Origin of the sequence: Cohnella endophytica (assembly GCF_003628305.1) — a bacterium.
GTDB lineage: Bacteria > Bacillota > Bacilli > Paenibacillales > Paenibacillaceae > Cohnella > Cohnella endophytica.
The window spans coordinates 149,854-171,982 of record NZ_RBZM01000004.1; the positions used below are offsets into that span (position 1 = coordinate 149,854).

At 50.9% G+C, this 22,129-nt stretch carries 10 protein-coding genes; 9 read left to right on the plus strand and 1 reads right to left on the minus strand.

All coding sequences use genetic code 11. The features are described from left to right. Positions 1-62: 62 nt before the first annotated feature. From D7Z26_RS07260 to D7Z26_RS07275, 4 genes are all read left to right on the plus strand, one after another. Positions 63-5,030 carry an S-layer homology domain-containing protein gene (locus D7Z26_RS07260; RefSeq protein WP_120975398.1) on the plus strand — a complete coding sequence of 1,656 codons (4,968 nt, stop codon included), beginning with the start codon at positions 63-65 and terminating at the stop codon, positions 5,028-5,030. A 238-nt stretch (positions 5,031-5,268) separates the two neighbouring features. After that, entirely contained in the window at positions 5,269-11,721 is a 6,453-nt protein-coding gene (locus tag D7Z26_RS07265; protein ID WP_158602234.1) for a cadherin-like beta sandwich domain-containing protein, read from the plus strand. Between the two features lie 150 nt (positions 11,722-11,871). Further along, on the plus strand, positions 11,872-13,857 hold the full coding sequence (locus D7Z26_RS07270) for a sensor histidine kinase (protein ID WP_158602235.1): 1,986 nt from the start codon (positions 11,872-11,874) through the stop codon (positions 13,855-13,857). Between the two features lie 36 nt (positions 13,858-13,893). Continuing rightward, positions 13,894-15,879 carry a sensor histidine kinase gene (locus tag D7Z26_RS07275; RefSeq protein WP_120975401.1) on the plus strand — a complete coding sequence of 662 codons (1,986 nt, stop codon included), beginning with the start codon at positions 13,894-13,896 and terminating at the stop codon, positions 15,877-15,879. A 26-nt stretch (positions 15,880-15,905) separates the two neighbouring features. Here D7Z26_RS07275 and D7Z26_RS07280 read toward each other — a convergent pair whose 3' ends face one another. Beyond that, positions 15,906-16,601, minus strand: coding sequence for a response regulator transcription factor (locus D7Z26_RS07280; RefSeq protein ID WP_120975402.1), 696 nt, complete (start codon positions 16,599-16,601; stop codon positions 15,906-15,908). A 163-nt stretch (positions 16,602-16,764) separates the two neighbouring features. Here D7Z26_RS07280 and D7Z26_RS07285 point away from each other — a divergent pair, with 163 nt between their 5' ends. From D7Z26_RS07285 to D7Z26_RS07305, 5 genes are all read left to right on the plus strand, one after another. Continuing rightward, positions 16,765-18,066, plus strand: coding sequence for a spore germination protein (locus tag D7Z26_RS07285; RefSeq protein WP_158602236.1), 1,302 nt, complete (start codon positions 16,765-16,767; stop codon positions 18,064-18,066). Further along, a complete protein-coding gene (locus D7Z26_RS07290) occupies positions 18,059-19,123 on the plus strand; it encodes a GerAB/ArcD/ProY family transporter (RefSeq protein WP_120975404.1) in 1,065 nt (354 codons plus the stop codon). The genes D7Z26_RS07285 and D7Z26_RS07290 overlap by 8 nt, the downstream gene beginning before the upstream one ends. Then, positions 19,120-20,178, plus strand: coding sequence for a Ger(x)C family spore germination protein (locus D7Z26_RS07295; RefSeq protein WP_120975405.1), 1,059 nt, complete (start codon positions 19,120-19,122; stop codon positions 20,176-20,178). Before D7Z26_RS07290 ends, D7Z26_RS07295 begins: the two co-directional genes overlap by 4 nt. Before the next feature lie 89 nt (positions 20,179-20,267). Next, on the plus strand, positions 20,268-21,284 hold the full coding sequence (locus D7Z26_RS07300; protein WP_120975406.1) for an ATP-binding cassette domain-containing protein: 1,017 nt from the start codon (positions 20,268-20,270) through the stop codon (positions 21,282-21,284). Next, the gene (locus tag D7Z26_RS07305) at positions 21,281-22,096 is read left to right on the plus strand and encodes an ABC transporter permease (RefSeq protein WP_120975407.1); all 816 of its coding nucleotides are present in this window, start codon (positions 21,281-21,283) and stop codon (positions 22,094-22,096) included. Before D7Z26_RS07300 ends, D7Z26_RS07305 begins: the two co-directional genes overlap by 4 nt. Positions 22,097-22,129: the final 33 nt, after the last annotated feature.

Sequence of the window (22,129 nt, forward strand, 5' to 3'; positions counted from 1 at the left end):
GTCCTCTGTAAAATTCGTACTAGTGAGACATTAGGAACTGTTTGATCGAGAGGGGAAGAAAAATGCGCAAATTCGTGATTCGAGGATTGATTTCCATCATGGCGATGCTAACTGTGCTCGGAACATTCAACGGAGGTTTACTCCGATCCGACAAGGCTTTTGCGGCTGCGCCGTTTCCGGGCAGCGGGACGGCTGTTAGCCCTTATCTGGTAGGGACTGCGGATCTTTTTAATAGTATCAGGAGTTATCGGACTTCGAAGTATTATTTCAAATTGACGAGCGATATCGATTTGAGCGGCTATGCGGCGGCAACGGGCTGGGATCCGATCGGCAATATCAGCGGTCCTTTTTATGCCCACATAGATGGCGATGGATATAAAATTACGGGATTAAAAATAAATAATCCGACCGGCGATTATATGGGACTGTTCGGCTACCTGGGATCAGGTTATTCGATTACGAATTTGACGCTCGATCAAGTATCGATAACCGGGAATCAATACGTGGGCGGTCTGGCCGGGTATATGGTGGCCGGTACGATCGGCAACGTCTCCGTCTCCGGGAACGTAACCGGTAAGGTTGATGTAGGCGGTTTAGTCGGTTCAAATTACGGCGGAACGATTAACGGCAGCCATGCGTCGGCGACGGTAAACGGAACCACTGACGTCGGAGGATTGGTTGGCGACTTTTGGATGAATGGGTCGTCAATCAACAATAGCTACGCTTCAGGGGATGTAAGCGGCGGAAACAGTAGCGAAAACGTAGGCGGCTTGGTTGGAGTTGCGGGTACGGCAACCGTCATTAGCAACAGTTATACCTCTGGCCGCGTAAGCGGGGGTTCGAAAGTAGGCGGTTTGGTCGGCAGTCTTGTTGCTGTAACCCTAAGCAATAGTTACGCCTCTGGCGACGTAAGCGGAAATTCATTCGTAGGCGGTTTGGTCGGTACCAGCGCCACCACGGCACTGATTACCGATAGCTATGCCTCGGGGGCAGTTCGCGGCACTTCTAGTGTCGGCGGTTTTCTAGGTCACAAAAATTACAATTTAACGATCAAGAACAGCTATGCTTCCGGTCTCGTGAATGAAGGCATTGGAAGCATGAATGTAGGCGGATTTGTGGGAGAAACTGATAGCGGCGGAGCGCCGATCATCAATAGCTTCTATGACATAAATGGGACAGGTCAGTCGATCTCAGCCGGTGGTAGCGGCATTTCAACCGGACTCATGCAGAATAGAAGCACGTTTGAGGCTGACACCGCGAATAAGTGGGATTTCTCGACGAAGTGGGCGATCGAATCGATACGCAATGGGGGGTATCCCTATTTGTTAACGACTCAAGCGTATCTGGATTATGACGGAAACGGAGGCATTAACGGTACGGTTCCTTCGAGCCGCTCTTATGTGCCAGGAGAAAAAGTCGGCGTGCATGCGGGAACGTTTGTCCTAAACCAGGCTTTAATCGATGCGGGATGCATCTTCTACGGGTGGAATACGAAAGCGAACGGAAGCGGAGTTACGTATAAGCCGGGCGATTCTATTACTCTTACGTCCAATACGACCCTGTACGCGAGTTGGATGATCCCGAGCGGGAACGCGGGGTTGACCACGACGATCGGTACCGTTAGCTCGAACGGATCGGCCGAAGAAAGCGTGACGAACGTTCCGTATGGAACGACGCTAACCGCGTTAAAAGCGGCGATTACGCCGGCTGCGGATGCGACGTACGAAATTTACGACGCGGACGGAACAACGGTAGCGACGCTATTGAAGTCGGGAACGAAAATTATCGTTACCGCGCAGGATCGAATAACGAAGGTTACCTATACGGTGACCGTAAACGCGAACAGCGCGAAGGACATAACATCCTATAGCTTGGCAGCGCAGACCGGAGCAGCCACGATTAACGCGACCGCTCGTACAGTCTCTATTCAAGTCGCTTATGGAACCGATAGGAGCAGTTTGGCTGCTACTTTCGCATTATCAACTGACGCTACGGCGAATGTCGGCGGCGTAGATCAAATCAGCGGAACGACGGTTAACGATTTCCGCAACCCGGTTACCTATGTCGTGAAAGCGGGAGACGGAAGCACGCAGAGTTGGACAGTCACCGTGACGGTTGCGCTTAACAGCGCGAAAGATATAACCGCATTCAGCTTGGCGGCGCAAACCGGACCGGCGACGATAAATACAACATCGCGCACGGTTAGCATTAAAGTCGCATACGGTACCAGCTTGAACGGCTTGGTCGCCTCGTTTACTTTATCCGCCGGAGCCACGGCGAAGGTCGGTTCGACGATTCAAACGAGCGGTACGACCTCTAACAATTTTACAAGTGCGGTTACCTATACTGTGACAGCGGAGAATGGCACTTCGCAGACCTGGAAAGTCACAGTAACCGTCGCGGCTGCAAGCAGCGCGAAGGACATCACGGCATTTAGCTTGGCTGAGCAAACCAATGCGGCAACGATTAATGCGACCGCGCATACCGTGTCGATTGAAGTGACGAACGGCACCCAGGCGAACGGTTTGGTGGCTACGTTCACGTTGTCTGCCGGAGCAACTGTCAAGGTTGGCGGCTACGATCAAGTTAGCGGTACGACGGCCAATGATTTCACGAATGCCGTTCTCTATACGGTGAAGGCCGAAAACGGCACTACGCAGGACTGGACGGTTACCTTGAGCGTGGCGAAGAGCAGCGTCGCAACGCTGACCTCGACGATCGGCACCGTAAGCGCTGGCGGAACAGCTAGCGAAACGATCACGAACATCCCATACGGCACCACGTTAGCCGCATTGAAGGCAGCGATCACGCTAGCGGCGAATGCCACGTACGAAGTCTATGAAGCGGATGGAACAACGGTAGCGAGCATACTGGCCTCTGGCTATAAGATTATCGTAACCGCGCAAGACGGAACGACGCAGGTCACGTATACCGTGACGGTGAATGGGCCATTGAGCAGCGCCGCGACGCTGACTTCGACGATCGGCACCGTAAGCGCTGGCGGAACAGCAAGCGAAACGATCACGAACATCCCATACGGCACCACGTTAGCCGTATTGAAGGCAGCGATCACGCTAGCGGCGAATGCCACGTACGAAGTCTATGAAGCGGATGGAACAACGGTAGCGAGCATACTGGCCTCTAGCTATAAGATTATCGTAACCGCGCAAGACGGAACGACGCAGGTCACGTATACCGTGACGGTGAATGGGCCATTGAGCAGCGTCGCAACGCTGACTTCGACGATCGGCACCGTAAGCGCTGGCGGAACAGCAAGCGAAACGATCACGAACATCCCATACGGCACCACGTTAGCCGCATTGAAGGCTGCGATCACGGTAGCGGCGAATGCCACATACGAAGTCTATGAAGCGGATGGAACAACGGTAGCGAGCATACTGGCCTCTGGCTATAAGATTATCGTAACCGCGCAAGACGGAACGACGCAGGTCACGTATACCGTGACGGTGAATGGGCCATTGAGCAGCGTCGCAACGCTGACCTCGACGATCGGCACCGTAAGCGCTGGCGGAACAACAAGCGAAACGATCACGAACATCCCATACGGCACCACGTTAGCCGCATTGAAGGCAGCGATTACGCAAGCGGCGAATGCCACATACGAAGTCTATGAAGCAAATGGAACAACGGTAGCGAGCTTACTGGCCTCTGGCTACAAGATTATCGTAACCGCGCAAGACGGAACGACGACGGTCACGTATACCGTGACGGTGAATGGGCCATTGAGCAGCGTCGCAACGCTGACCTCGACGATCGGCACCGTAAGCGCTGGCGGAACAACAAGCGAAACGATCAAGAACATCCCATACGGTACCACGTTAGCCGCATTGAAGGCAGCGATCACGCTAGCGGCGAATGCCACATACGAAGTATATGAAGCAAATGGAACAACGGTAGCGAGCATACTGGCCTCTGGCTATAAGATTATCGTAACCGCGCAAGACGGAACGACGACGGTCACGTATACCGTGACGGTGAATACATTGCCGCCTGGTGGAGGTTCGACAACGCCAACCTCGCCAACCAACACCATTGTAAGCTCGACGGACGGGAAGTTGACGCTTCCGTCTGGTAGAGAGGGTGTGGTTAGCTTAGACAATGAGGTCATCGTTTCGGTTCCTGCCGATGCGACGGACAAAGAAATCAAAATAATAATCGACAAGTTGACGGATTCGCGGGAGCTCCTCACGAATAATGAAGTTCTGGTTACAGCGATTTACGAGATTCTGAAAAATTTCCCGGAGAACTTCTTGAAGCCTGTCACGCTTACCTTCACGTTTGATCCGGCACGCTTGAAGAGCAATCAAACGGTTGCTGTCTTCTACTTTGATGAAGCGAAGAAAATCTGGGTAGAAGTGAAGGGAGGCAAGATAAACAAAAATCAAATTACCGTAACGGTTAATCACTTTACGAAGTTTGCGGTATTTACCGTAGGCGGGCAAGAGCCCCCGGCCAATCCTGAACCGAAGGTTACTTTGAGCGATATTGCCGGACACTGGGCCGAGGCCGCGATCAAGCAAGCGATAGCTGGCGGAATCGTCACGGGATATCCGGATGGAACTTTCAAACCCAACCGCACCGTGACGCGCGCTGAATTTACGGTGATGCTGATGAACGCGTTAAAGCTGCATGGAGCAGAGGCAACGCTGACTTTCACCGATTCGAAGAAGGTTGGGGCTTGGGCAAAGAGCGCAGTGGCGCAAGCGGTGCAAGCCGGCTATATAAAAGGTTATCAAGATGGGACTTTCCGACCGGATGCGGCGATAACTCGCGCGGAGATGGCCGCGATGGTAGCAAAGGCGCTCGGTTTGTCCGTGCAGGAGGGTTCTTTAACCGGATTTGCGGATGACAAGAACATTCCGGCTTGGGCGAAAAGCGCAGTCGCAACCATGAAGGAGCTAGGTCTGATTACAGGCAAAGGCGGCAATAAGTTCGCGCCTGCAGCGGAAACGACAAGAGCCGAAGCCATAACCGTCCTGTTGAATATGCTGATCTATAAGAACAAGTGAATATAGTAAAAGCAGAAAAGAAGGGGGAGTTGTTCCCCCTTCTTTTCTGCTTTTTATGAATATATTGTCGATTTACCTCAGTTTAACCTTGGAAGTTTACTATGAGTTTGCTTAAGAAGAAATTAGGTGTGTTAAGGTTTTGCGACGTTTTGAATCAAGTACTAATCGGAGGGTTAATATGAAAAGTTCGAGCAAAAGGTTATATCGAGTCTTTCTGATATTTCTTATAGGAAGCATTATGGGAACCTCGTATCCGCAGTCCTCCGCGTCTGCTGACTCCATTTTCGCCGGAGGGGACGGAACGAGCGGTTCGCCCTACCTGATTGCCAATGCGGTTCAACTGAACGCGATTAGGAACAATGTAAGCGCCCAGTACAAGCTCGTTTCCGATATTGATTTGTCGTCTTATGCCGCTGCTGATAGCGGAAAGGGCTGGAAGCCAATCGAGGGCAATTTCACCGGGTCGCTGGACGGTGACGGACATCGGATTATAGGCTTGGCCATCAAGCGCGGCGGCGTGCAAAATGTAGGTTTGTTCGAATGGGTCTATATGGGGAAAGTCGTGAATTTGAAGCTCCTCGAAGCCGATGTGAAAGGAGGCTCCACTACCGGTATTCTAGCCGCTAACGCGGTGAACGCTACGCTGTCGCGTGTTTACGCTTCCGGATCTGTGGAAGGAGCACAGGAAGTGGGGGGATTAATTGGCAAATTACAAGGCTCAACCGTCACGTATGCCGGCTCCTCGGCATCCGTCTATGGAAGCTCGTCTTCGGTCGGCGGCCTGGTAGGCTATTCTTCCGGGGCCGGCGGGGAACTTTCGGACAGTTATGCGGAGGGAGACGTCCATGCCGCGGGCGATTATGCAGGCGGGCTCATCGGCAATTCCAATGGCGGAACGATTATGCGCAGTTACGCCTCCGGAGACGTCTTTAGCGATCAGAACAGCGTCGGCGGATTACTAGGTACGGGTTATACCGGACTTGTACAGGATAGCTATGCGTTAGGTTCGGTTAGCGGATCAAGGACCGTCGGCGGTTTAATAGGCTATTTGTACGGTCTGACGGTCAAGAATAGCTATGCAGCTGGCCGTGTGTCAGGTAACGACACTTATGGCGGTTTTGGAGGGTATGGCTATGGTTCAACGGTTACGGGATCATACTGGGATGAAACGGCATCAGGCATTTCATATCCGTACAGTTGGTCTTCCGACTCTTCGGGCGTCACCGGACGAACGACCGCGAGTATGTTGCAAGCGTCAAGCTTCCCGGGCTGGAGCTTTAATGGGACGTGGGCAGGAGCGGCGGGAAAAAGCTATCCTTATTTGAAAGATAACGCGCCTATGTGGTTGACAGATTTAGTGGCGGTCCCAAACGCAGGGATATCAGGAACCATGGCTCCGTCCTTTAAACCCACCGTAAAGCAGTATGATATTAGCGTGACGAATCCGGCTACGGCGGTGGCGATTACGGCTCCCGCGGCGAATGCCGGGGCAAACGTAAACATCGCCGGCGGCAACGCGATTGTTGCCGGCAACAATACGGTAACGGTTACCGTAAGCGACGGCAACGGCAGAGATCAGGTTTATATTTTACATATCAATAAGTTAGCTTCGGGCACCTTGTCCTCTGACGCCCAATTGTCGGATTTACTAGTGAACGGGGTTTCCGTAGTGGGTTTTAATAGCGGCACCGCATCCTACACGGTAACCGTCCCGAATGCGGATACGGTTGCGAATATTACGGCTGCAACGCATAACGCCGATGCGACTTATTCGGTATCCGGTTGCGGGAATCTAGTAATGGGGAACAACATTTGTAAGGTTATCGTATCCGCATCGGATGGAACGCAGATGACATATACGCTTACCGTTATTCGCAATCGGTTCGCCGGGGGAGAGGGAACATCCGCATCCCCGTATTTAATTGCCACGGCGGACCAGTTAAATGCGGTTCGCCTTGATTATCAGAAAGCATTTCGGCTTACGGCCGACATCGACTTGTCCTCCTACGCGACGGCAAACGGAGGGGCAGGCTGGGAGCCGATTTATTTCGAAGGGATTTTGGACGGAAACGGTCATAGCATTAAGGGGCTTACGATCAATCGTCCGAATGAAGATATAATCGGTCTGTTTCAATACATCTATATAGGCAATGTTTACAATTTGAAAATCGTGCAAGCCAATATCGTCGGTCGAGACAATACGGGAGTGTTAGTAGGTTGGCATAGTTCGAGTACGATAACCAACGTTACTGTCTCGGGGAGTGTATCGGGTCGTAACAGCGTGGGCGGTTTGATCGGATACGTGACGTACGGAACGGTTACGTCAAGCGGTTCAATTGCCAACGTTACGGGCAGCGGCAATTCAATTGGAGGCTTAATCGGTTTAAACGAGGGGGGGACAGTAAACGCAGCTTATGCCGAAGGGAATGTTCAAGGCTCCTCGTTGGTAGGGGGTCTAATCGGGAGCGATAACTACTCAAGCACGATCTCGAATACTTTCGCTACGGGACAAGTAACCGCAACTAACGCTTCCGCGGGCGGTCTGATCGGCAAGACCCAATCGGGCACCTATAAAACCAGCTATGCGACGGGTAAGGTGACGGCCGCTAGCGCTGCCGGCGGACTGGTAGGCACCAAAACGAGCGGGACCTTTACGAACTCCTATTGGAATACGACGACCTCGGGGTTGAGCAGCGGCGTAGGTTCGGGAAGCGCTACAGGAATGACGGGATATGCATCGGCGAGTATGAAGCTAAGCGCCAGCTATAATACATGGGACTTCAGCACGGTATGGAATATCGTCAGCGGGACAACGACGCCTTATCTTCGCGGAATATTGCCCTTATGGTTGACCGATTTGACGGTAACGGCAAATTCGGGAGCGGTCGCCCCCGTGTCTCCGAGCGTGGATAATATCACTTCGTCCTACATGGCTGCAGTCGCAAGCGATGCGAATAGCGTCTCGATTACGGGAACGACGATAAATCCAACGGATAGCATGACCGTAGTCGGCGGCGCTAATTTGGCCGTTGGCAACAATAGCGTCACGGTTACCATTTCCGGTTCTAACGGTTTCGGCAGCAGGCAGTACGCACTGAACGTTGTACGTTCTAATCCATCGAGTTCGGGATTAAGTTCTTTATCGCTTTCTTCCGGAACGCTCAGTCCGACATTTACGGAAGCCGTAACGACGTATAACGCGAGCGTTGCATATGGAGTTTCCAGCTTAAACGTGACTCCGTACGTCAGTAACGCGGGCTCTACGGTCAAAGTGAACGGAATAAGCGTAAATAGCGGACAGACCAGCGGAAGTATCGCGCTTACGGCCGGAACGGCAAATACGATCGTCGTGGAAGTGACTTCGCAGGACGGGACGAATACGAAAGCCTATAACGTGACCGTAACGCGCGCGGCCGGAAGCTCCAATGCGAACTTAAGCGCATTGACAACGACTGCGGGAACGCTCAGCCCGACCTTTGCGGCCGGAACTACGGCGTATACGGTTCCTACGGTCGCCAATACAACAACTTCCGTTACGGTTAAGCCGACGGTAGCGGATTCGGCATCGACGGTGAAGGCTAGCGTGAACGGAGGGGCGGAAATCGCGGTCACGAGCGGCAGTAACAGCTCGGCGCTTGCCCTTAATGTCGGAAGCAACAGCATTGTTATTACGGTTACCGCGCAAGACGGCACGACAAAGAGCTATACGCTGACCGTGTCGAGGGCAGCCAGTACGGTTGCGACATTGGCCGGCTTGACATTGTCTTCGGGCTCTTTAAGTCCGACTTTTAACGTGAATACGTTAACCTATACCTCGACTGCCGCGAATAGCTACTCGAGCGTTACCGTTACGCCTACGGTGACGAATGCGAATGCAACCGTGACCGTGAGCGTTAACGGCGGAAATCCGATTCCGGTCGTCAGCGGGCAGAGCAGCGCAGCGCTTGCGCTCAATACCGGTTCCAATGTCATCAACGTGGTCGTTACGGCTCAAGACGGCACGACGACGAAAACTTATAAGATTACCGTTACGCGCAACAAAAGTACGGCTGCGGACATTACCGCATTCAGTTTCGAAGGATTAACTCCAGCGGTAACGGGTACGATCAGCGGAAATACAATTAACTTGACGGTTCCCTATGGAACTAGTAAAAATGCGTTAGTCGCTAGCTTTACGAACGCGCAAGCGTCATCCGTCCAAGTGGGGGCAACCGCGCAGACAAGCGGGATAACGGCCAATGACTTTAGCTCCCCGGTAACTTATAAGGTTACGGCGGAAGACGGCATAACGACCAAAAGCTATATCGTTACGGTAACGGTTGGGGCGAATACGGCCAAAGATCTTACGTCCTACAGCTTTGCGGATTTATCGCCGGTCGTAATAGGCGCGATTACTGGAAGCAACGTTACGTTGACGGTACCCTACGGCACGAATGTATCGTCGTTGGTCGCAACCTTCGACAGCACGGGGGTTGCCGTGAAGATAGGCTCGATTGCCCAAACAAGCGGCGCGACATCGAATAATTTTATTTCACCGGTAACTTACACGATATTGGCGGCGGATGGCAGTTCGAAGCTTTACCTCGTAACCGTCATAACCTCGGCGAATGCTGCTAAGGAGATTACTTCCTTTAGCCTTGCCGAGCAGACGGGAGCGGCGACGATTAACGCGGCGGCGCATACGGTCGCGATCGAAGTGGCATACGGAACGAACTTGGCAGCCTTGGCGCCTACTGTGACCGTATCGGCGAATGCGACGGTAAGTCCGGCTTCGGGAGCGACAGTGGACTTCTCGGGCGGCGCGGTAAGCTATACGGTGACGGCGGAAAACGGCGATACGCAGACGTGGACGGTAACGGTAAGCATAGAGCCGGCACCTTTGAGCGGGGATAACGCGGTAACCGGCTTTACGTTGGCCGAACAGACGGGAGCGGCGACGATTAACGCGGCGGCACATTCGGTCGCGATCGAAGTGGCATACGGAACGAACTTGGCGGCCTTGGCGCCGACTGTGACCGTATCGGCGAATGCGACGGTAAGTCCGGCTTCGGGAACGCCTGAGGATTTCTCGGGCGGAGCAGTAACCTATACGGTGACGGCGGAAAACGGCGATACGCAGGCATGGACGGTAACGGTAAGCGAAGCGTCGGCACCTTTGAGCGGAGCGAACGCGCTTACCGGATTTACGTTGGCCGAACAGACGGGAGCGGCGACGATTAACGCGGCGGCACATTCGGTCGCGATTGAAGTGGCATACGGAACGAACTTGGCGGCCTTGGCGCCGACTGTGACCGTATCGGCGAATGCGACGGTAAGTCCGGCTTCGGGAGCGACGGTCGATTTCTCGGGCGGCGCGGTAAGCTATACGGTGACGGCGGAAAACAGCGATACGCAGTCATGGACGGTAACGGTAAGCGAAGCATCGGCGCCTTTGAGCGGGGCGAACGCACTTACCGGCTTTACGTTGGCCGAACAGACGGAAGCGGCGACGATTAACGCGTCGGCACATACGGTTGCGATCGAAGTGGCATACGGAACGAACTTGGCGGCCTTGACGCCGACAGTAACCGTGTCGGCGAATGCGACGGTAAGTCCGGCCTCGGGTGCGACGGTGGATTTCTCGGGCGGCGCGGTAAGCTATACGGTGACGGCGGAAAACGGCAATACACAGACGTGGACGGTAACGGTAAGCGAAGCGCCGGCGCCATTGAGCGGAGCGAACGCACTTACCGGATTTACGTTGGCTGAGCAGACGGGAGCGGCAACGATTAACGAGGCGACGCATACGGTCTCTATCGAAGTGGCATACGGAACGAACTTGGCAGCCTTGGCACCTACAGTGACCGTATCGGCGAATGCGACGGTAAGTCCTGCCTCGGGAGCGACGGTGGATTTCTCGGGCGGCCCCGTCAACTATATCGTTACGGCGCAAAACGGAACACGGAAGATCTATCAAATTACAGTCAACCTCGCTCTACCAGGCGGCGATAATGGTAACGGTAACGGTAACAATAACGGTAATGGTAACGGCAACGGCAATGGCAATGGCAATGGCAATGGCAATGGCAATCCTTCTCCCAGCGATGGAGCCTCAGGCTCGAATCCTCCGCAAGATCAGACGACGCCGCCGGAGGAGCTAAAAATCGTCTTCACGGATACGAAAGGACATTGGGCGGAAAAAGCGATTGACCAGGCGTTGGCCAAAGGCTTGGCAACCGGGTATCTCGATGGCACGTTCCAACCGAATCGTTCGGTTACGCGAGCCGAATTCGCGGTTATGCTTTTCCGGGCTTTGAAACTCAAGGGGGAGAACGCGTCTAGCTCTTTCACCGATAAGGATAAGATTGGTTCATGGGCTACGGTTGCAATCGCGGAACTCGTGAAACTCGGCATCGTCGGCGGTTATCTTGATGGAAGTTTCCAACCGGATAAGAAAATTACCCGTACCGAGATGACGGTGATGTTGGCCAGAACGTTAAAAATTATTTACGGAAATTCCGTTAAGCCCGATTTAACGACAACTTTTAATGACAATCCTAATATTCCGCAATGGGCAAGGGCTGATATTGCAACCGTCGCTAAGCTTGGTATCGTTCAGGGACAGCAGGGCAATCAATTCGCGCCTAGCGCCTTGGCGTCGAGAGCCGAAGCGATAACCGTTCTATTGAGAATGCTGGAACTGAAAGAATAGCCGCGGGAAATTGACGAATAGGCCGTGACCTCTTAAGGAGGACGGCCTATTCTCGTACTATCACGACCGACTTAACCTGAAGGGAGATCCGGCATGCGAGCATTGAGGAGAGATGGCGTTGCGCGTGCCATAACAATTGGATGCTGCTTGATGTTTATCTTGATTACGGCAGCTTGGAGTGGTTCGACGAAAGCAATGGCCAGCGATATCACAGCGCAGCATTCGAGTCCTGTGGTTTTATCCGATGATTCTCTCTCCTATCGCCTTAACGAGCAAATGGATGTATTGCCGGACGGCAAACGTCAATGGACTTTTAAAGACATTCAAACGACGGAGCTTCAAAGCCAATTTCAGCCTGCCAAGGGCGAGTCGGCTTTTGGATTCGCGGCTTCCTCTTATTGGATTCGTCTTAGCCTCGAGAACGAATCCGCAAGCGAACAATGGGAGATTAGCCTGTTAAACCCGCTAATGGATATCGTTCAAGTTTTTGCTCCTCGCATTCAGGGTTCGACGCCCCTTGCCGATATCAACCGGCAGTATCCGACGTTTGAATTAAAACTTCCCGTTGGACAGGCTGTTACTCTATATGTTCATTGCGAAACCTGGGGTTCCATGATCATTCCCCTACGGTTATCGGAACAATCGACGGTATACGATTCCGAACATACCGAATTTTTATTGTATGGTTTATATTACGGCATGATCGTCATTATTATCGTGTATATGTTCTCCGTCTATATGACCTTTCGCGACATATCCTATCTCTACTATATTCTTTATATTTTTTGCTTCAGCTTGGCGCAATTCGTCTGGAACGGGTTGGGGAGGCCGCTTTTTCAGTCTGGTTTCTTAGCTGAAAAGATGGAAAGAAGCTTGTTGTTAAGCGGTCCGTCCAATACCTATGATTTTTTCTACATCATGAGCGTAGGGTTCGGATTTCTTGCCCTTAGGAAAATATTAAATCCGCGAAATTACGCGCCACGGATCGACTTTATATGCCGTTGGATGATTATGATCTGTTCCCTTCTGCTTGCCTGTATTTTTTTATTTTATTCTTTTGGAATCGCTCGGTATTTGATCTGGTTCAAGACCGTCATTTATTTAATGGTGCCTTTCGTTATGATAGGTTGCGCATGGAAAGGGAATCGCTTGGCGCAGTATCTTTCCATCGCGATTTTGCCGCTTCTGATCACCGGCGGTCCGAGCATGTTATTGTCGTTCGGATTACTGCCCGACAACTTGATAACTCATTTCGGAATGCAATTCGGATCGGCAACGGAATTTCTGATTATGTCGCTCGTTCTGTATGAGCACGTTTCTAGATTGCAGAAAAACCAAGCAAAAGCGCAGGATGAAGTGGTAGCAAGACTGGAGAATTGGAATGAGGCTTTGCAGAAGACGGTAGAAGAACAAACGGATAGTCTGAAGCGGACGAACGATGAGCTCAGGTCCGCTCAACAATCCCGTACGAGGTTGCTGCAAAATATTTCTCATGACATCCGCGCTCCGCTAAATTACGTGCAGGGCGGCATCCAAGCGCTCATGCGTAAAATGGCGAAACAGTCCGAGCAACAAATGAAAATCGTGAGGAACGTTTACAATAAAGTGTTTGAAGTTAATCGCTTTATCGATGACTTTCTGCAACTTAGCCGCCATCAGGACTTGCAGGAAGAGAGGGTTCCGCAGATGGTCGTTTTTCGGGATTACATATTATCCGCATTCGAAGAGGTTGGCGCGGATATTGAATATTCAGGTCTCCATTGCGAAACGATTGTACAAGCGACGAAAGTCGATGCGCGGATAGCCATCGATCCTCATCTGCTCAAAAGAGCCATCGCCAATTTGGTTAGCAATGCATGTAAATTTACGCCGAAAGGCGGCACGATCACCCTTCAAGCAACAGTCGGAACAAATTACGGCATCATTATGGTCCAAGATACAGGTCAAGGTATTGCTGCAGAGCATCTTGAAGCGATTTTTCGAAGACATTATAAGTCGGGAGAAGCGCAAGGCAGCGGATTGGGCTTAGCGATTGCCAAGGAAATCATTGAACGGACCGGCGGCAAGATTTGGGTGGAAAGCGAGCTCGAGGTCGGCTCCCGGTTTTATTTCACGTTGCCGTTAGCGGAGGCTTAGCTATATTACGTAGTAGCGAAAGGGGGAGGAAGCGGTATGCGAATGATACGGAATATATTTCTGATCAGTATGCTGGGTATATTCCTTGTTCCTTTCACGGCGGCGGCACGGGCGTCGGTTCAGGAGGGGACGCTGCAGTTAACGGATGCTGTTCGCGTCTATCCTTTAAATCCTTATATCGAAGTACTGGCAGACGAAAAAGGGGAATGGACTTTGCAGGATGTGTTATCGCCGACCCTGAATAAGGGCTTTCAATCCGCCGCCGGTAAATCCTCCTTCGGATACACGGCATCCGTGTACTGGATACGAGTTGCTATCTTCAATGATTCGGCTCGCTTGCAATGGGAATTAAGCTTGAAAAATCCATTGATGAATAAAGTTCAGGTATACGGCCTTAGCCGAACCGCGGTCTTAAATCGCAATGTTCCCACATTCGCGATTCAGCTTCCCCAAGATCAAGTCTCAACTCTATATATTCGCAGCGTAACTCCCGATACGATGATCCTCCCGCTAAAGCTATCCGATCAATCTAGCGTTTATCGTACCGTGCATTCGGAATTTCTCGTACTCGGGTTTTATTATGGGGCGATGCTGATCATCGTAATCTGTTTGTTTGCCTTGTTTATTTCGACTAAAAATCGCGCCTTTCTCTATTATTCCTTGTATATCTTGTTCTACACCTGGGCTAACTATGTTTGGAACGGCTTGGCCGGCGAGTACTCAGGTACCGGGCTTACAGCGGAGAAAGCCGGAAGAACGCTATTTTTCAAGGCTCCGTCAGAGGCATACGAGTTTTATTTTTTGTTAAGCGTTTGGTTTGGCTGCCTATTCTTAAGAAACGTCATGTCTCCGGTTTCATATGCGCCGAAGATAGACGGACTGCTCCGTTGGATGATTGGGGCGTGCCCCTTCATTCTCTTCGCGATAGGCAGCATTTATCCGTATGGGATGGCTCCTTATTTAGCTAAGTTTAAAATGGCAATTATCTTTTTGATGATCGCGATAATTATGAGATGCGCATGGAAGGGGAATCGGATGGCGAAGTATCTTGCCATTGCCAAAACGCCACTCTTCTTGGGCATTGTCGTCCCCAGCACCCTGCTTTCCTTCGGCGTTTTGCCCGATAATTTGTTTACTCACTATGCCATACAATTCAGCTCCGTTGCTGAATTCGCGATCACGGCGATCGTAGTTTCGAAACAGCTTAGCTTCATGCGTAAAGGAAGCGACGAAGCGCAGCATACTCTTGTGGAAACGTTGGAGAGGTGGAACGCGACCTTAAAGGAAACCGTTGCGACCCAGACGGAAAGCTTAAATCGGACGAATGATATGCTCATGATTACCGAGACCAAGCGCATGGATGTGCTTCGTTATATTTCTCAGGAAGTTAGAAGTCCGCTTGATCATGTTCAGGAAAGCATTCGTAGGCTTTTGGAGCCGATTGAAACGGATCTTGGGCGGCAAGAGGAGCTGCTTGCCGTTGCCTTCTCCAAAGTGCAGGATATTAACCATTACATGGACGACCTCTTGGAATTAAGCTTTGTTAATCAGGAGCAAGATGCCTTGCAAATGGTTATTTTCAGAGAGTGGATAGAAGATATATTCATCGACTTTGCCAAGGAAATCATGGCGTCGGGACGTCGGTGCGAGTCCGTTATTAACCCGTTCGATTCCGATGTCGATGTATGGATGGAGCCTTATTTGATGAGAAGGATCATTCAAAATCTGGTGAACAATGCCTGTGAATTTACCCCGCCCGACGGAACGATTACGCTGCAGGCCGGCCAACGGGACAACGCGGTATGGATCATGGTGGGAGATACGGGGCAAGGAATCGGAGCGGAGCAGCTTGGACGGATTTTTGTGCGTGATCCGAGAGACGACGACCATCAAGTTAACGGAATAGGTCTTGCTATGGCGAAAGAAATCGTCGAGCGGCATGGCGGAGAAATTCGGGCGGATAGCGAGTTACGGCGAGGGAGTCGGGTTTATATTAGCTTGCCCGTCATAGCTGCCGAGTAAATGTTGCTCCGGATCCATAGTTGTAGCTATCCGTCAATTTCGAACTTGTACCCGAACCCTTTAACCGTCCGAATATAGACGGGCTGCATCGGGTTGGCTTCGATTTTTTTGCGCAGTTTATGAATATGTACTTTGATAAGATCGGAAGAGTAACCCGTGATATCGTTCCATATTAAATCGTATAGTTGTCGGGGATGAAAAACCCTCTTCGGACTTTGCGCGAGCGTCATCAGCAAATGGAGCTCTTTAGCCAATAGAGCAACGGGTTGATCGTTGGCGATGACCGTTAAACGGTTGAGGTCAATTTCCAGTCCGGGAAAACTGAGTTTATTTGCGGTCTCCTTGGTTTTGCTAAGCAGGTTGCCCCAACGGAGGTGGGAACGAATTCTTGCCGCTAATTCTATGTGATTGTAAGGCTTGGTAATAAAATCATCGCCGCCGGCCTGCAAAGAATTAACCAAATCCTCCTGCTGAGCGTTACCCGTAAGAAACAGAATAGGGCGATGATAGAGAGTTCTGATCTGCCGGCATAAGGTTATACCGTCCGTGTCCGGCATTTGAATATCTAATAAAATCAAATCCGGTTGTTGCTGATTAAGAAAGCTAATGCATTGCTCCCCGTTAAAAGCTTGATGGACGATAAAGCCTTCGGCGCTAAGAAATAGCTGTAGCATTTCTTGCAAATGAACATCGTCATCCACAGTTAAAATCGTTGTCGCCATTTTTCTAAATCTCCCTTTTGCAATCTAGGCTATCTCTACTTTATCAATTTTTCTGGCACATAGACAATATAAATCGAACCCGATAGGAGTGATGGGATAGCTGTACGTAATTACGCACATAAATGAATGGAATTCTGCGCAAATTATGGCAGAGGTGATTCGCGTGAACGATTTGAAGAAGGCGAAATGGGAACTGCAGCTCATGGAGCAAATGGAAACGAGCGCCGATTTTAGAAGCAGTACCTTTTCCGCGGGCGATCATCAAATGACCTTGTATTATTTGAAATCGCTTGTCGATTTGAACGAAACCGTCGGTATGATGAAATCTTTGCTGGGGCAGTCGACCCAAGCCGCCCCGTCTTCCGTTGATCTCGCCGGTTGTTTGCTCGAAGGGAAAGCGATCGTCAGCTTGAACGGCTTGGACGCGCCGCTCATAATCACTCCGGTAGAACTCGTGCTTAATCGCCCTATCATGTCGCCTCAGACCGTGCAGCCGCTTCAAGGAGCATTCGATTCCTTTACGGAAAATCTCGATGCGAATATCGGATTGCTTCGCAAAAAGCTAAAACGAAAAGACTTTGCCGCGGAAGCTTATACGACGGGAACGAACACGCATAGAGAAATTGCATTGGTTTACCTTAAAGGAGCGGTACATAAGAACGTTGTAGATTTTATGAAACAGAAGCTAGCCAAAAACAGGGCCGCAGATGTTCATAACGTATCGGACTTATTGAAGCTGTTGGAGCAGCCCAGAATTTCCCTCGTTCCTTCCTATCTTTCGTCGGAATTGTCCGAGGAGACCGCTCAGAACATGCTTGCCGGCAAAGTAATCGTCTTAATCGACCAGTTTCCCTTCGCGCTGGCATTCCCGGCTATCATTAAGGACCTGTGGTCGCTTAGATCGGACCTGAACAATCCGGTCTTGTTTCGATTGTTCTATCGTTTTATCCGAATCGCGGGAATTTTATTTTCTATCGTAACGCCTAGTCTATATGTCATTCTTAACGCCGTGAACCCCGAACTCCTTCGCATCCAATTGGCTCTCTCCGTTGCGGAAAGCAGAGAAGGCGTTCCCTATCCGTCCATCGTGGAAGTATGCCTCATGCTCCTTTTGTTCGAGTTGGTTATCGAAGCGACGATACGTCTTCCCAAAGGCATAGGTCCGACGTTAACGATGATCGGGGGCATTATTCTCGGACAAGCGATCGTTCAAGCCCACCTGGTCAGTAATCTGCTGATCATTATTTTAGCGGCGTCTTCGATCGCCAATTTTACGATTACGGGATATATCAATACGATCGGAATCCGAATTTTCAAATATGGGGCATTATTTCTAAGCGCGATATTCGGCATATTCGGGCTGGAGGCCGCCTTGTTATGGTTTTGCGTATATTTGGCGGGCCTCAAACCGTTGTCCGTGTCTTACTTAAGCCTTCATTTGAAAGGAAATTCTGCCTATGACTAAAAGAATGATATTCATACTGTTCTTGCAAATTCAACTGTCGGCAGCTCTATCTTTTTACACGGTCGGCATTTTCGAGTCGACGACAAAGGGGCATTGGGAACCCATCTTGGCAGGTTGTTTGCTGGAAATAGTTTTTTTATGGATTTATCTAAAGGGCTTGTCCATGTCGAAGGGTAAAAATATGGTGGAAATCATTAAAGGGACGTTCGGGAAGTGGGGGGCCATGCTCATTCTTCTGCCCTTTTTTTTGTTCCTCGTTACTCATTTGATCTCGTTGGTTAATCATCAAGTTTCCGAAGTTAACATCATTTTGCTTCCCCAGACGCCGTTATGGATGACTGCGATGATCTATGTAGCGTTGGCAGCGTACGCGGCTAATAAAGGGGTGCTCGTAATCGCCCGAATGAGCACAGCCGTGCTTTTACTGTTCGTTCCGTTCGTGCTTTTTTCGTTGTTGATCAGTTATAAAAACTTTGATATGTATAATGTTTTTCCTTTGTGGAACCCGAGCTTTTCCTTTGTCGGAAAACCGTCCTTCTACGTCAGCATGTATGCCTACGCCGGTTTTTTATTTCTTGGCATGCTTAATTTGGATAAGCCGATAAAGCTCCGGAAGATGTGGCTTGTCCTTTCTCTCGTTGTCTTGTTTTACTTGGCCGTCGTTTACGTCCCTCTTTTCGTATTCGGGCACGAATCGATCACGCTCCTTATACATCCCACTTTGCTTGCTTCCGATACGATCGATTTGGAGTGGGTCGTGTTCGATTGGTTGCCTTCATTTTTCGTCGTCGCGGCCAGCGCGCTTAGCTTCCTGGATGCTGCGGTGACGCTCTGGATGGCGATTCTCCTAATTCGGGTCTTGCTTTTTCCAATACCGGGGAAATGGCTGGCGCTAACGATGGGCATTGCAGTTTTTGGGTTAAGCTTAAAGATTCCTAACATGCATAGTATGAATCGCTTCGACGCCATGATTACGTTTTTATTTCTTTACGGTATTCTGGTTGTTCCTGTCGCGACCGTAATCTCAAGCATGCGGCAAAGGAGGCGTCAAACTTGAAACGGGCCCTGATTTGCTTTCCCGTATTGTTCATCTTTGTGGCCATCCTGAGCGGATGCTGGGATGTGAAGGATATCAACAAGCGCTATTTGCCGGTTGTCATGGGGATTAGCAAGGGACAAAACGATAATTACAGAATCATCCTGCAAGTCCCGGACATTAAAGGGGGGACGCAATTTCTGGAGGGCGAATCGAAGTCGATCAGCAAGGCGGTGGAAATCATTCGCACGAAAGCGGAGAAAGAAGTAGATTTGATGCATGTGAGGTTGTTTCTAATTAGTCAGGAGCTCGCGCAGCAAGGAATCAAGAATATCGTGGACTTCGCCATGCGATCCAACGATATTTCCATCAAGAGCATGGTAGCGATCGTTTCCGGCGATTTTGAGAAGACGCTGTTTCATGAAATCAAACGGACTCCGGAAGTATCTTCCTACGATTATTTCAGCGAAGAAGCCGGATGGACGCCGGACGTTTCCATTAACCGATTGTGGGAAGCGTACCGGAGCGTGTATTCCTATACGGAAGACTTCGCAGTTCCGCTGGTTCAAGCCGGCGAGAGAACATTGTTCGAATTTCAAGGCTCGGCGATTATGAGCCGGGATCGGATGGTAGGAACGCTCTCTGCCAATGAAACATTAATCAACAACATTTTCCAAGAAAGATACATGGACGGAACGATCGAACTATCCTCAGACGCGAGTATCCTCATTAAGAAAGCAACCATTCGAAATAAGGCAAGGTGGCGTTCATCCGGGCCGAACCTGCAAAGTAGAATTCATCTGGTTATTTCGATTCTCGAGAACAAAAACGAAAAGACCAATGCCGAAATCGCCCTCGAAATCAAGGGCTTGCTTGAAAAACGAGCGCATGTCATTTCCGATAAGCTGCGCTCTCTAAAAGCGGATATTCTCGGTAACGGTCAAGCTTTTCGGCCGATTATGAACGATCAGCAACTTAAGAATTGGAAAGAGACGTGGTTTCCTCAACTCAATCATCAAATCACAGTAACCGTAAACGTGAGAGACAATCAGGATTATAAAGAGGAGATGAAATGAGGTTGTCGATCGGAGCACGGTTCATATTCAGTTCATAAATCTGGTTTAACATTCCTTCCTAAGGAATCAGTTATATAGGAGGAATTGCAATGAAAGAAATAAATCCAAACAATGGCGATTGGGCTGTGGAAGCGCGCGGGCTCGTCAAATCATTCGGCGATAATCGCGCGGTGGACGGGGTGGATTTGAACGTGCGCACCGGTTCGATCTATGGCGTGCTGGGTCCGAACGGGGCAGGTAAAACAACCACGATCAGAATGCTGGCGACTTTGCTTCGGCCGGACGCGGGTTCGGCGCGAATTTTCGGACACGACGTGGCGAAAGAATCGCAGATCGTCCGTCAATTGATCGGAGTGACCGGTCAGTACGCATCGGTCGACGAGTCGCTCAGCGCAACCGAGAACCTGATCATTTTCTCCCGTTTGCTCGGGTTGAGTCGTACGGAGGCCCGTCGGAAAGCCGGGGAATTGCTGGAGGAATTCGGTTTGACCGAGGCTGCGAAGCGACCGCTCAAAAATTTCTCGGGCGGCATGCGTCGCCGATTGGATCTGGCAGCGAGCCTTATCGCGCAGCCGCCGCTCATTTTCTTGGACGAACCGACTACCGGTTTGGACCCGCGCACTCGCGCGCAGATGTGGGATACGATCCGCCGCTTGGTGAAGACGGGTTCGACCGTTCTCCTAACGACGCAATACCTCGATGAGGCAGATCAATTGGCCGACCGGATCGCGGTTATCGATGTGGGGCGAGTCGTCGCCGAAGGCACCGTGGACGAACTGAAAGCGTCTGTCGGCACTTCGTCGTTACAATTAAAAGTCCAAGATTCGCAAGACATCGAAGATGCTCGCCGAACGATCGAGCGGATACTCAAAGTTCAGGCAAAATTGTCGTCGGAAGCCGGAAAAATTACCGCTCCGATGGCGAACGCCGACCTGGTCACCGATTTGTTGATTGCCCTCCGCGAGGCGGGCATTCATTTGGCCGAGATGAGCGTGCAGAAGCCGACCCTTGACGAGGTGTTCTTAACGATTACCGGTCACGGCGTGAAGGATGATGCATCGTCGATATCGGATGAATCGAATAAATCGGAGGTGGCAAGAGTATGAACAGTACGATGATTAAGCCGGGCGCCGGTCGCAAGCTGAAAAACCGCACGAGCTTCGGCCAATCGGTACGCAACTCGTTAACGATGGCCTACCGCGGTTTGCTGAAGATTCGGCGAACGCCCGAGCAGTTGTTCGACGTTACGCTACAACCTATCATCTTTACCCTTATGTTTACCTACATCTTCGGTGGAGCCATCTCCGGCGACGTGCTGAGTTATTTACCCGTAATCATTCCCGGAATACTCGTCCAAACCGTAATCACGACTTCTATCGTTACCGGCGTTCAACTGCGCGAGGATATGGATAAAGGCGTGTTCGATAGATTTAAGTCGTTGCCTATCGCGCGTATCGCGCCGCTTGCGGGGGCTCTGTTAGCAGATACCGTCCGATATACCATTGCTACCGTGCTTACTTTCACGATGGGTTTTATTATGGGATATCGGCCCGAAGGCGGCCTGGGTCACGTAGCCATTGCCGCGCTGCTTGTCATTGCTTGCGCTTGGGCAATCAGTTGGATCTTCGCCTTCTTCGGCGTCATTGCTCGTACGGCTTCAAGCGTACAGGGGATATCGATGATCGTGTTGTTCCCGCTCACTTTCCTTTCTAACGCATTCGTGCCAGTCGACACCATGCCGGATTGGCTCCAGTGGTTCGTTAAAATCAATCCGATCTCGCACCTCGTTACGGCCGTTCGGGATCTAGCGAACTCCGGAACGGTAGGTTGGGATCTCTCGATTTCCTTGATCGGTTCCGCCGTCATCGTGGCGATCTTCGCTCCCCTCACTGTACGCGCCTATATGCGCCGGACATAGAATTAACGCCCCCGAGCTTAATAATAAGCTCGG

Coding starts and splice junctions, on each gene's coding strand:
- D7Z26_RS07290 (WP_120975404.1), top strand. CDS start 18,059: ATGACTAAAAGAATGATATTCATACTGTTCTTGCAAATTCAACTGTCG.
- D7Z26_RS07270 (WP_158602235.1), top strand. CDS start 11,872: ATGTTTATCTTGATTACGGCAGCTTGGAGTGGTTCGACGAAAGCAATG.
- D7Z26_RS07275 (WP_120975401.1), top strand. CDS start 13,894: ATGCGAATGATACGGAATATATTTCTGATCAGTATGCTGGGTATATTC.
- D7Z26_RS07305 (WP_120975407.1), top strand. CDS start 21,281: ATGAACAGTACGATGATTAAGCCGGGCGCCGGTCGCAAGCTGAAAAAC.
- D7Z26_RS07280 (WP_120975402.1), bottom strand. CDS start 16,601: ATGGCGACAACGATTTTAACTGTGGATGACGATGTTCATTTGCAAGAA.
- D7Z26_RS07265 (WP_158602234.1), top strand. CDS start 5,269: ATGGGAACCTCGTATCCGCAGTCCTCCGCGTCTGCTGACTCCATTTTC.
- D7Z26_RS07300 (WP_120975406.1), top strand. CDS start 20,268: ATGAAAGAAATAAATCCAAACAATGGCGATTGGGCTGTGGAAGCGCGC.
- D7Z26_RS07260 (WP_120975398.1), top strand. CDS start 63: ATGCGCAAATTCGTGATTCGAGGATTGATTTCCATCATGGCGATGCTA.